This window comes from Desulfotruncus alcoholivorax DSM 16058, from assembly GCF_000430885.1.
In the GTDB taxonomy this organism is placed as follows: domain Bacteria; phylum Bacillota; class Desulfotomaculia; order Desulfotomaculales; family Desulfallaceae; genus Desulfotruncus; species Desulfotruncus alcoholivorax.
On record NZ_AUMW01000001.1, the window covers coordinates 38,857 to 51,148 of the forward strand.

General features: G+C 50.0%; 13 protein-coding genes. All 13 read right to left on the reverse strand.

Translation table 11 applies throughout. From position 1 onward, the window contains the following. Nucleotides 1-47 precede the first annotated feature (47 nt). Nucleotides 48-437, reverse strand: coding sequence for a phosphoribosyl-AMP cyclohydrolase (gene hisI, locus H569_RS0100190; protein ID WP_027363282.1), 390 nt, complete (start codon nucleotides 435-437; stop codon nucleotides 48-50). A 30-nt stretch (nucleotides 438-467) separates the two neighbouring features. Further along, nucleotides 468-1,226, reverse strand: coding sequence for an imidazole glycerol phosphate synthase subunit HisF (gene hisF, locus H569_RS0100195; RefSeq protein WP_027363283.1), 759 nt, complete (start codon nucleotides 1,224-1,226; stop codon nucleotides 468-470). Beyond that, nucleotides 1,220-1,966, reverse strand: coding sequence for a 1-(5-phosphoribosyl)-5-[(5-phosphoribosylamino)methylideneamino]imidazole-4-carboxamide isomerase (hisA, locus tag H569_RS0100200; RefSeq protein WP_027363284.1), 747 nt, complete (start codon nucleotides 1,964-1,966; stop codon nucleotides 1,220-1,222). Before hisA ends, hisF begins: the two co-directional genes overlap by 7 nt. Further along, nucleotides 1,960-2,571 (reverse strand): imidazole glycerol phosphate synthase subunit HisH, encoded by a 612-nt coding sequence (hisH, locus tag H569_RS0100205; RefSeq protein WP_027363285.1) that lies wholly within the window; start codon nucleotides 2,569-2,571, stop codon nucleotides 1,960-1,962. The genes hisA and hisH overlap by 7 nt, the downstream gene beginning before the upstream one ends. Before the next feature lie 22 nt (nucleotides 2,572-2,593). Beyond that, nucleotides 2,594-3,193, reverse strand: a complete 600-nt coding sequence (hisB, locus tag H569_RS0100210) for an imidazoleglycerol-phosphate dehydratase HisB (protein WP_027363286.1) — start codon at nucleotides 3,191-3,193, stop codon at nucleotides 2,594-2,596. After that, on the reverse strand, nucleotides 3,187-4,275 hold the full coding sequence (gene hisC / locus H569_RS0100215) for a histidinol-phosphate transaminase (protein ID WP_027363287.1): 1,089 nt from the start codon (nucleotides 4,273-4,275) through the stop codon (nucleotides 3,187-3,189). The genes hisB and hisC overlap by 7 nt, the downstream gene beginning before the upstream one ends. Next, nucleotides 4,265-5,593 (reverse strand): histidinol dehydrogenase, encoded by a 1,329-nt coding sequence (hisD, locus tag H569_RS0100220; protein WP_027363288.1) that lies wholly within the window; start codon nucleotides 5,591-5,593, stop codon nucleotides 4,265-4,267. Before hisD ends, hisC begins: the two co-directional genes overlap by 11 nt. A gap of 50 nt (nucleotides 5,594-5,643) precedes the next feature. Then, a complete protein-coding gene (locus H569_RS0100225; protein ID WP_027363289.1) occupies nucleotides 5,644-5,973 on the reverse strand; it encodes a YerC/YecD family TrpR-related protein in 330 nt (109 codons plus the stop codon). A 260-nt stretch (nucleotides 5,974-6,233) separates the two neighbouring features. Continuing rightward, complete coding sequence (purD, locus tag H569_RS0100230; protein ID WP_027363290.1) at nucleotides 6,234-7,499, reverse strand: phosphoribosylamine--glycine ligase; 1,266 nt, start codon at nucleotides 7,497-7,499, stop codon at nucleotides 6,234-6,236. A gap of 19 nt (nucleotides 7,500-7,518) precedes the next feature. After that, nucleotides 7,519-9,060, reverse strand: a complete 1,542-nt coding sequence (gene purH, locus H569_RS0100235) for a bifunctional phosphoribosylaminoimidazolecarboxamide formyltransferase/IMP cyclohydrolase (RefSeq protein WP_027363291.1) — start codon at nucleotides 9,058-9,060, stop codon at nucleotides 7,519-7,521. Nucleotides 9,061-9,076: 16 nt separating this feature from the next. Then, entirely contained in the window at nucleotides 9,077-9,688 is a 612-nt protein-coding gene (gene purN, locus H569_RS0100240) for a phosphoribosylglycinamide formyltransferase (protein WP_027363292.1), read from the reverse strand. 99 nt (nucleotides 9,689-9,787) lie between these two features. Next, complete coding sequence (gene purM, locus H569_RS0100245) at nucleotides 9,788-10,825, reverse strand: phosphoribosylformylglycinamidine cyclo-ligase (RefSeq protein WP_027363293.1); 1,038 nt, start codon at nucleotides 10,823-10,825, stop codon at nucleotides 9,788-9,790. 21 nt (nucleotides 10,826-10,846) lie between these two features. Then, nucleotides 10,847-12,283, reverse strand: coding sequence for an amidophosphoribosyltransferase (gene purF / locus H569_RS0100250; protein WP_027363294.1), 1,437 nt, complete (start codon nucleotides 12,281-12,283; stop codon nucleotides 10,847-10,849). Nucleotides 12,284-12,292: the final 9 nt, after the last annotated feature.

The following is a 12,292-nucleotide window of genomic DNA, read 5'->3' on the forward strand; positions in this document are numbered from 1 at the left end:
ATTGTAAATAATACACAGCAAAATGCCACCTTGCGGTGGCTAGTGCATCAGCTTTTACCGTAGACTTTTTCAGGATCAAAGAGAGGCTTGCCAATAACCCTAACTTTACCGTCCGGTGCCAGTGCATAATGAAAACAACTGTAATAGCCCTCATGGCAGGCGGCTCCTTTTTGTTCAACAAGCACCAGCAGCGTGTCCCGGTCACAATCATATAATACTTCTTTAACTCTCTGTACGTTTCCTGACGATTCGCCTTTGTGCCAGAATTTTTGCCTGCTTCTGCTCCAGAACCAGGTTTCTCCGGTGGCAAGCGTTTTGTCAACAGCTTCGCTGTTCATATAAGCCAGCATCAGCACTTCTTTGGTCTCGACATCCTGAACTATGGCTGGAATCAGCCCGTCTTGGTTATATTTTAATTCTTCCGGTTTAATCTGCAATTTAAACACACCTTTGCTTGAATCTATTTGCTAAATCCTGACCGGGACGTTGTGCTCCCTTAAATACTGCTTTGCCTGGGCAATGGTGTATGTACCGAAGTGAAATATTGATGCTGCAAGGGCCGCATCGGCCCCGCCGGCGGTCAGGCCCTCCACGATGTGATCAAGATTGCCTGCGCCGCCGGATGCTATAACCGGTATATTAACCCTATCCGCTATGGCACGGGTCAGGGCAATATCATAGCCGTCTTTGGTGCCGTCCCGGTCCATACTGGTCAGCAATATTTCACCGGCTCCCAGGTTTTCCGCTTCAGCTGCCCAGGCCACGGCATCAATCCCGGTAGGGGTCCTTCCACCATGAATATATACTTCCCATTTACCCGGCCCAACATTACGGGCGTCAATGGCCACCACAATGCACTGGCTGCCGAACCTTTCCGACGACTCGGCGATAACCCGGGGATTTTTAATTGCGGCTGTATTGATGGATACTTTGTCAGCTCCGGCGCTCAGCATGGCCCGAATATCCTCGGTTGTGCCGATACCGCCGCCTACTGTAAACGGTATGAACACTTCGGATGCGGTGCGGTAAACCATATCCAAAACAGTTTTCCTGCCTTCGTGGGAAGCGGTAATATCCAGAAATACCAGTTCGTCCGCTCCTTCACGGTCATAAACCGCCGCCAGTTCCACCGGGTCGCCCGCGTCGCGCAAATCGACGAAATTTGTGCCCTTCACCACCCGGCCGCCGGTAACATCAAGACAAGGGATAATTCTTTTCATTAACATGACAGCGCTGACCTTCCCTCATTGACAACTTCCAGTGCCTCTTCAAAATTAACCGTGCCGGCATAAAGCGCCTTGCCTACAATAACTCCCTCAATGCCAAGATGTTTCAGATCATTTAATGCTCTGATGTCTTCAATTGTTGAAACTCCACCGGAAGCGATAACCTTAACCTCAGCGGAGGTGACCAGCTTTTTAATCGCTTCAAGGTTCGGTCCCTTTAAAGTTCCATCGCGGGAAATATCAGTAAAAATAACCCTTTTGATCCCCATCTTACAGACTTCGTTAACCAGTTCAAGCGCATCCTTTTCCGCAGTTAAACCCCATCCTTCTATGGCTACTTTTCCGTTACGGGCATCTATGCCCACAACGATGCGCTCTCCAAAGCGATCACAGGCTTCCTGGACAAGTTCGGGGTTCCTGATGGCCACCGTGCCCAGGATTACCCTTGAAACTCCCATTTGCAGCAGCCGCTCGATGGTTGGAATATCCCTGATTCCTCCTCCAACCTGTACGGGAATACGTACTGCTTCGATTATGCTTGCTATGGTCTCCAGGTTTTTGGGTGATCCTGCAAAGGCGCCGTCCAGGTCCACCACATGCAGCAGGCGAGCGCCATTTCCTTCCCAAATACGGGCAACGGCCATCGGGTTGTCGGAATATACTGTTTCGCGGTCAAGCCTGCCCTCCACCAGCCGGACACATTTCCCAGCCCGGAGGTCTATTGCCGGGATTATTAACATTTTTCAACCAACCTCCCAAAGTTTTTCAATATTTGCAGGCCCAGCGCGCTGCTTTTTTCGGGGTGAAACTGAATCCCGAACACGTTGTTCCTGGCCGCAACTGACGCAAACTCAATCCCATATTCAGTAACGCCGGCGATATTCGTGGGGTCGGACGGGTCAACAAAATAGGAATGCACAAAATAAAAAGCGCTGTTTTCGGGAATCCCGTCAAAAAGCGGACATGCTCTTTTAAATGTTAAAGTATTCCAACCCATATGAGGTATTTTCACCCCAGACGGCAGCTTTTTAACCCGGCCGGGCAAAAGTCCCAGTCCTTTAGTTGTTCCCCACTCTTCGCTGGACTCGAACAATAGCTGGAGACCCAGGCATATTCCCAGAAATGGTTTACCTTCTTCCACCACCCGGTTTATTGCTTCTACCATGCCTTGTTGCAACAAACTGCCCATGGCGTCGGAAAACGCGCCTACTCCGGGCAGCACCACACCCGGGGCACTGCTTAAATCTCTGGGGTTATTTGTTACTCTGGCATCAATCCCCACTTTTTCAAAGCCTTTGGCCACACTGCGCAGGTTACCCATACCATAATCAATAATGGCTATCAAAAACTTTCCCTCTCCCTTGATACTAAAGTACTCCCTTGGTGGACGGCACTCCCCCGGCAGGATCCACTACAACTACGGCCGACCGCAAAGCCCTCCCCAGCGCCTTGAAAACAGCTTCAATGATGTGATGCGTATTCTTACCTGCCAGCAGGCGAACATGCAGGGTTAATGACCCGTTAACAGCCATTGCGCGCAAAAATTCTTCAACCAATTCAGTGTCAAATTCGCCTACCCTGGAAGAGGGCATTGTGACATCAAAGGCCAGAAAACCCCTGCCGCTAAAATCCAGCGCCACAGCCACCAGAGATTCGTCCATAGGCAGCAAAACGTGGCCATATCTTTCAATACCATTTTTGTCACCCAGCGCATCCTTTATCGCCAGACCCAGGCAAATACCAACGTCTTCCACGGTATGGTGCCCGTCCACAGCCATGTCCCCGCTTGCCTTGATTTCCAGATCGATTTTTGAATGGGCCGCCAGTAATTCCAGCATGTGATCCAAAAAAGGTACCCCTGTAGCTATGTCCGCCTTGCCGCTGCCGTCCAAGTTAATGGACACCGTAATAGCTGTTTCTTTTGTCTCTCTGTTAATTTGTGATATTCGTAATTTTTTCTCTAACATGATTTTTTCTCCCCCAAAGTATCAATAACCTGCTGCAGAGAGTGTAAAAAATACTTATTTTCATCCGGAAGTCCGACAGAAACACGTAAATACTTGGATAAACGGGGGTCTCCGAAATTTCGTATCAGTATATTTTTTTGCAATAATCCTTTATAAACTTTCAAGGAAGGCAATGCAGTTTCAAACAGCAGGAAATTTGCGTCGGAGGGATATACACAAACGCCTCTCATCTCCTGCAAAGCACGCAATAATTTTATTTTTTCTTCATTTATTATTTTTACCTGTTGCATAAACAAATCCCTGTTGCGCAGTGCCGTTAAGGCGGCAAACTGGGAAAACCCGTTTAAATTAAAAGGTTGCTTGACTTTTAATAAATAATAAACTATTTCCGGGTGTGTCAATAGATAACCGACCCTGAGCCCGGCCAGTGCGAATGCCTTGGAAAAGGTCCGCATAATTACCAGATTACGGTGCTCAGCCAAAAGACTTAAAAAATCGTTTCCCCCAAAGTCCACATAAGCCTGGTCAACCACAACCGGGCAGCAGCAGTTTTCTAAAATAGACACGACTTGATCTGTGCCGGCGGAATTACCGGTGGGGTTGTTGGGAGAGCAAAGCACCACTAATCCCGCGCCTTCCGCTGAGGATATTATTTTATCCACATCAAGTTCAAAATTGTCCTGTCTGGCTACTTCCACGATTTCTGCACCTGCTATGGTGGCATGAATACCGTACATAGAAAAAGTGGGAACCGGTATGACTACACGATTTCCTGCACCAAAAGCAAGCATCAGGTCAAGAATTAATTCGTCTGAGCCGTTACCCACCATAATTTGATTTGCTTCAACTTTATGCCATTCCGCCAGCTCATTGATTAGTTCTACAGCCATGGCATCGGGATAGCGGTTAAAGGTCTTTGGACCAGCCGCATCAAGTATCTGCTGCATCAGTCCGGGGGGAAAATCATAAGGGTTTTCGTTGGCATCCAGTTTTACCAGACCCGAATAATTACCAGGGTCGTAAGGAATAAGTCTTTTCAGGCCTTCTCTTACCAACCGCTCCGGTTTAAAATTACTTATCATTTAATTTCCCCCCTTCCCGCCCTGGCCCGGTTTTCCCCGGCTCGAGCCTGATTCCAACGGCTTTGGCGTGAGCGTCCAAGCCTTCCGTTGCAGCCAGGGCCATGATTTGTCTTCCTTCTTTTTGGAGAGCTTGCCTTGAGTAATCAATCAGGCTGGTCTTTTTCATAAAGGTATCAACGTTAAGCGGGGAAAAGAATTTTGCCGTGCCCCCGGTAGGTAACACGTGATTGGGCCCTGCAAAATAATCGCCAACCGGTTCAGGCGAATATGCTCCGATAAAAACCGCACCGGCATTTTTGATGCTACCCAGCCACCTGTAGGGTTCTGAAATCTGCAGTTCCAGGTGCTCCGGCGCGTAGCCGTTAGCTATTTGAATACAATCCTCCAGCTTCTCCGTAATGATAATAGCTCCTCGTTCGATAATTGACTTTTCAGCTATCTCCCGCCTGGATAATTCTTTGATTTGCTGTGCCAGCTCGCTTTTGACCATGCTTGCAAGTTCATTATCGTTTGTCACCAGTATCGCCGACGCCATTTCATCATGCTCAGCCTGCGCCAGCATGTCGGCCGCAACAAATTCGGGCCTGGCAGTGCCATCGGCAATTATCAGAACCTCGCTGGGTCCGGCCAGCATATCAATATCCACGGTACCAAAAAACTGCCGCTTGGCAGCTGTAACATAAATATTTCCCGGCCCGGTGATTTTTTCAACAGCGGCTATGGTTTCGGTGCCATAAGCCAGAGCAGCAATGGCCTGGGCCCCACCCACCCGGTAAATTTCTGTAACGCCCGCCTCGGCAGCAGCCACCAGGGTGTGCGGGTTAACAGAGCCGTCTTTGCCGGGCGGAGTGACCATGACTATTTCTTTTACCCCGGCCACAGAGGCCGGAAGAGCGTTCATTAATACTGATGAAGGGTAAGAGGCCTTACCACCTGGCACATAAATACCCACCCTGCGCAGCGGGGTTACTATCTGGCCCAGTATAACGCCGTCAGACCTGGGGTCAAACCACGAATTTCTGAGCTGGCGCCGGTGGAAATTTTGAATGTTTTCGGCAGCTTGCCGCAAAGCTACGATAAAATCTTTATTAACAGCTTGATAAGCTTCTTTTATTTCCTCCTGGCTTACGAGTAAATCCGCTGGAGCAATTTCAACACCGTCCAGCCTGGCAGTAACGGCACATAGCCCGTCATCTCCCCCGGTTTTAACCTCTTTGATTATCTCTTTAACTTGTTCATCAACTCGATCAAGATCCAGCGATCTATTCGCTAATATTTCGGATAGGCCATTATCTCCCGGTTTAACAACTTTAATCAACGGAGCACCCCCATCACTTTATTACGTTAAAATGTTGACATAATAAAATATTAAACACTCCGGGATGCTCTGTCAATACTTTTATTTGTAGCCTGTAACCTGTCCAAAATGGTTTTATAACCATCCGCACCATAATTTAAGCAGCGCTTTACCCTGCTAATGGTGGCAGTGCTTGCGCCGGTGCTTGTTGTTATTTCTCCATAGGTGTAATTAGAACGCAGCATTCTTGCCACTTCCAGCCTCTGGGCCAAGGATTTTAATTCGGCTACAGTGGAGACATCCTCAAAGAATTGATAGCACTCATCCAAGTCTTTTAACTCCAAAATAGCATTAAAAAACTGGTCTATAAGCGGGTCTCTCAGTTTTCCATTGTATACCATGAAAAATTTCACCCCGGTTTGAAAAATTAACTATGACAGTTTATTATTTCTGCTATTACACAATGCAATTCGCCATAAAACAACGAAATCCTTTCACATGGCAAAGCGCTAAACTAAAAAAGATAACCGCCATAATTAACGGTTATCTTCTAATTCTAACAGCAATATTTAAGCCAAATTCATGCGGGCGGACAGGGTCGTCCGCCCCTACGATTTCACCAAATAAAATCAATCTATCTTTTGAATATATTTTTACAACACTACTTTCTTAGTGCTTTTTGCCCTATGTCCCTGCGGTAGTGCATGCCTTCAAAACGTACCCGGGAGACGCCCTGGTAGGCCAGTTCGATGGCTTCGGAAATACTTCCGGCTTTGGCGGTTATACCTAATACCCTGCCCCCGGCAGTTATTACGCGACCGTTTTGCAGAGCTGTACCGGCGTGGAATGCTACTACGTTTTCCGGCATGGCATCAAGTCCGGAAATTTCGAAACCTTTGGCATAATCCCCGGGGTAGCCGCCTGAAGCAATAACCACGCAAACCGATGCACCATCGCTCCAGCGAAGGTTCACTTTGCCCAGTTCGCCGGCTAAAATGGCGCCAATCACGTCATCCAGATCAGATTCAAGCATCATCAGTATCGGCTGGGCTTCCGGATCACCGAACCGGGCGTTGAATTCAAGCACCCTGGGTCCTTTGTCAGTCATCATCAGACCGGCGTATAATACTCCCTTATACGGCCGGTCTTCCCGGGCCATGCCGCGCACGGTGGGAATCATCACTTTTTCCATAACTTCCTGCTTTTGCGCGTCACTAAGCACGGGCGCCGGCGCGTAAGCTCCCATCCCGCCGGTATTCAGTCCTTTGTCTTCATCAAATACACGCTTGTGATCCTGGGCCGGAATCATTGGCATAACCTGTTCTCCATCGGTAAACGCCAGCAAACTTACTTCCTCGCCCTTTAGGAATTCTTCAATGACAATTCTGGTTCCAGCCGCACCGAATGCCCTGTCCCGCATGATAAAATCAACGGCATCAAGCGCCACTTGTTCGTCTTCAGCCACTATAACACCTTTGCCGGCAGCAAGGCCGTCGGCCTTAATCACACAGGGAACTCCTGTTTTCCGTATATAGCTCCTGGCTTCCGAGGCATCTTCAAATACCTCGTACCCGGCAGTCGGTACATTATACTTCCGCATAACTTCTTTGGCCAAAACTTTACTGCCTTCCAGTTCCGCCGCCCTTTGCCGCGGCCCGAAAACCGGGTACCCTTCGGCTTCAAGCCTGTCCACCAGCCCGGCCACCAGGGGCGCCTCGGGCCCCACCACGGTAAGGTCAAATTTATGCTGCCTGACCAGGTCAACGATTGCCGGAATGTTTTCAGCTTGAATATTGACGCACTCGGCCAAAGCTGAAATGCCGGCGTTTCCCGGTGCGCAAAAGATCTTTTTTACGCGCGGGCTTTGGCTTAATTTCCAGACCAGGGCATGCTCCCGCCCGCCGCCGCCAACTACCAATACTTTCAAAAATATCCCTCCTTACGGTTTAGTGCCTGAAGTGGCGCATGCCCGTAAAGATCATGGCCATGCCGTTTTGATCAGCCAATTCTATTGATTCCTGATCCCTAATGGAGCCGCCCGGCTGGATGACTGCGCTGATGCCTGCCGCGGCCGCCTCTTCCAAGGAATCGCTAAACGGGAAAAAGGCATCGGAAGCAAGCACGGCCCCCCTGGCTTCTTCGCCGGCCTGGGCCAGCGCAATGCGGGTGGAGGTCACCCGGTTCATCTGGCCCGCTCCCACACCCAAAACTTTTTTATTTTTCACAATCACAATGGCGTTGGATTTGACGTGTTTCACCACAGCCATGGCAAACAGCAGGTTGTCCATCTCGTCCCGGCTTGGCTCGCGCCTGGTCACAACTTTTAGTTTGCCTGCGTCCACCACACCGCGGTCAAAATTTTGCACCAGCAGGCCGCCATTGACCTTGCGCAAATCAAAACTGTCGGAAGATTGGCCGGTTAAAGCAGCTGTTTGCAATACCCGCAAACCTTCTTTTTGTTTTAAAACAGCCAGTGCTTCTGCGTCATAACCGGGAGCGATAACGGCTTCCAGGAATATCTTATTCATTTCTTCGGCTGTGGCTGCGTCTACAGTTGTATTAAAAGCAACAATTCCTCCATAGGCGGAAACAGGATCTCCCTCATAAGCCCTTTTATAAGCGTCCAGAGCATTATCAGCGCTGGCTGCGCCGCAGGGGTTGTTATGTTTAACAATTACCGCAGATGGCTCGCTGAACTCCTTTACAGCTTCAAAAGCTGCATTAATGTCCAGTATGTTGTTGTAAGACAGTTCCTTGCCGTTCAATTGCACAGCATTGCCTGCACACGCACCCACCACGGAGGGGTCACGGTAAAAAGCCGCTTTTTGGTGTGGGTTCTCACCATATCTCAGGGTTTGCGCCAATTCATAACGCTGCTGCCAGACGGCAGGGAAACCTTGTGTATCTTCACTTAAACCGCTGAGATAACCGGAGATGGCCGCGTCATACGCCGCAGTGTGGGCAAATGCTTCTTTGGCCAGTTCCAACCGGTATTCTTCATTAACATCTCCCGATTTAATTGCCTCCAGCACTTGTGAGTACCTCTCAGGGCTGACCACCACCAGTACATGACGGTAATTCTTGGCCGCAGCCCGAACCATTGACGGACCGCCAATGTCAATGTTCTCAATGGCTTCTTCCAGGGTAACGCCCGGTTTGGCCACCGTTTCACGGAAAGGATAAAGGTTTACCACCACCAGATCGATAGGTGTAATATTATTTTCTTCCAATTGAGCCAGGTGGGCGTCGTTGCGCATGGCCAGGATACCGCCATGTACTTTGGGATGCAGGGTTTTAACCCGGCCATCTAAAATTTCCGGGAAACCGGTGACTTCTGTTATGTAAATTACAGGTACCCCGGCCTCACGCAGCGTTTTTGCGGTACCGCCTGTGGATACGATTTCAAACCCGCACTGTACCAGTTCCCGGGCAAAGTCAACCAGCCCGTTTTTATTGGACACACTGATCAGGGCACGCTTAATTGCCATGATATCCCTCCTATCCTTATTCTTTTATGTACACTTTCCTGCCTTTGATTTCCAATTTACCCTCACAAAACAGACGCACGGCTTCGGGGTAAATTTTATGCTCCTGTTCCAGTATGCGCTCGGCCAGTGTTTCAGCCGTATCTGAAGCATAAACGGGCACCACTGCCTGCAGGATTATAGGTCCGGTGTCCATTCCCTCATCCACAAAATGCACTGTGCACCCGCTGAATTTAACCCCGTAATTCCACGCCTGCTCCTGAGCGTGCAGGCCGGGGAATGAGGGCAGCAGTGCGGGATGGATATTAATAATCCGTTCGTTAAAAGCCGCCAGCAGTCCCTTGCCCACCAACCGCATATAGCCGGCGAGGCAAACCAGTTCCACGTCGTTTTGTTGTAAAACCTCAACGATTTTCCGTTCAAAATCAGCTTTACCGGAATAATCTTCGGGGTCAATGAATTCCGCCTTGATTCCGGCCCGGCGGGCTCTTTCCAAGGCAAAAGCGCCGCTGTTGTCGCTGATGACCATGGCCACCCGCGCAGGTATCCGGCCGGACTCGCAGGCATCCATAATCGATTGCAGGTTTGAACCCCGCCCCGACGCCAGCACTCCCAGGTTGATCTTGTTCATAGTCTCCCCCTAATCCCCGGGGTCAGGCTTGAAATATTCCCTTATTTTTTAATAAGGGAATATTTCAAGCCTGACCCCTTAACTTAACTTAACTTAAATCTAGGTTAATTGAACCTTTCCGTTTCCCTTTGTAACATTACCGATAATCCGGGCGTCTTCCCCTTGTGACTGCAGCTCTTCCACAACCCTGTTCGCTTCAGCGGCGCCAACCACCAGCACCATACCTATACCCATATTAAAAACACGGTACATTTCCAGCTTTTCAACCGGGCCCTCTTCGGCAATCAGTTGAAACACCGCAGGTTTTTCCCAAGCGCCGGTTTTAATACACACAGACGTTCCCTCAGGCAGTATTCTCGGCACATTTTCCAGCAGTCCGCCGCCGGTGATATGGGCTATTCCTTTAATCCGGCCGGTTTTAACCAGCGGCAATACTAAAGGGACGTAAATCCGGGTTGGCCGCAGCATTTCTTCAATAATTGAACAGCCTAAAGCTTTCCTGACCTGCTCCGTCTCCATATTGTTATCCAGGAGCACCCGGCGCGCCAGTGAATAGCCGTTGCTGTGCAGGCCCGAAGACGGCAGCCCAATAAGAACATCACCGGGTATGATTGATTTTCCGTCAATAATTTTATCCTTCTCCACCACTCCTACGGCAAAACCGGCGATATCATACTCTTCATCACTGTAAAAATCGGGCATTTCCGCCGTTTCCCCGCCGATCAGGGCACACCCGGCCTGCCTGCAGCCCTCGGCAACCCCGGCAACTATTTGGGCCGCTTTTTCCGGCTCCAACCTGCCCACGGCCAGGTAATCCAGAAAAAAGAGCGGTTCCGCCCCTAGTGTTAATATGTCATTGACGCACATGGCCACAGCGTCAATACCAATGGTGTCATGTTTATTGGCAATAAAAGCCACACGCAGCTTGGTGCCAACGCCATCAGTGCCGGAAACCAGAACGGGTTCCCGGTAATCTTTAACATCCAGTTGAAAAAGTCCGCCGAACCCCCCTATGCCTTTAAGCACACCGGGCCGGAAAGTGCTTTGCACGGATTTTTTCATTAACTCAACGGCCCGGTTGCCGGCGTCTATATTAACCCCGGCGTCCGCATAGGTCACATTTTTACGATCAGGCATAGAAATCCCTCGTTTCAAAGGTTATTCCAGGCTGTACTTACCCGTATCTTTGGGCTTGGCAATCTCAACCGGGTAGTTGCCGCTGAAACATGCCGTACAAAAATTATTGCTGTCTTCACCGAAAATGTTGAGCAGCCCTTCCAGTGACAGGTAGTGCAGCCCGTCCGCGCCGATTGAGCGCCTGATTTCCTCCAGTGATTTCTGCGCGGCTATCAATTCCTGTTCGTTTGAGGTATCAATCCCGTAATAGCAGGAATTAGTTATCGGGGGTGAACTCAGGCACATGTGAACTTCCCGGACACCGCAGTCGCGCAGCATAGCTACAAGTTTATTGCTGGTAGTGCCGCGTACAATGGAATCGTCCACCATCACCACTCTTTTCCCATTCAGCACTTCCCGCACCGGATTCAGTTTCAGCCTGACCCCCAAATCGCGGATTTGTTGGGAGGGCTGAATGAAGGTGCGGCCAATGTAGCGGTTTTTCATCAACCCCTCTTCAAAAGGGATTCCGGAGGCTTCGGCATACCCCCTGGCAGCGGCGGTGCCGGAGTCGGGCACAGGTATTACCACGTCAGCCTCAACCGGGTATTCGCTTGCCAGCACCCGGCCCATTTCCCGGCGCACCTTGTTCACATTGTACCCGTCAATTGTGCTGTCCGGCCGGGCAAAATAAATGTATTCAAAAATGCAGTGGGCACTTTTGCGCGGTTTCAATACCTGGATGGATTCCAAACCTTTATCGCTGATAACAACAATTTCACCGGGCTGCAGGTCGCGGATAAATTTGGCTCCCACCGTATCCAGGGCGCAGGACTCCGAGGCTATGACATAGCTGTCACCCAGCGACCCCAGGCAGAGCGGCCTGAACCCGTTGGGGTCGCGAACCGCCACGAGCCTATTCTCGGTAATAATCACCAGTGAATAAGCGCCTTTAATGTCGATCATGCTTTTTACCAGGCCTTCTTCCAAGCCGTTTTGGGCCGACCTGGCAATGATATTGACAATAACCTCACTGTCGGTTGAAGACTGAAACACCGCGCCGGTAGCCATCAACATTGAGCGCAATTCGGTAACATTGGTTAAATTACCGTTATGTGCCAGTCCCAACATCCCGCCGGCATACCTGAACAGTAGCGGCTGGGCGTTAACCGGATGGCTGGCTCCCGTGGTTGAATATCTTACGTGCCCGATAGCCAGGTGCCCCTGCAGGCTGTCCAGCTGATTCCCTGAAAAAACCTCCGCCACAAGCCCCATACCCTTATAAAGCTGGACCTTTTCACCGTTGGCAACGGCAATGCCGGCACTTTCCTGCCCCCGGTGCTGAAGAGCATACAGCCCGTAATAGGTTAGCTTGGCCACATCGCAACCGGGGGCGTAAATTCCAAAGACTCCGCATTCCTCTCTGGGCTTATCGGGCAACATTATTTGATTATAAAATCCGGGCCGGCAAGCTGCCATAAATATCTC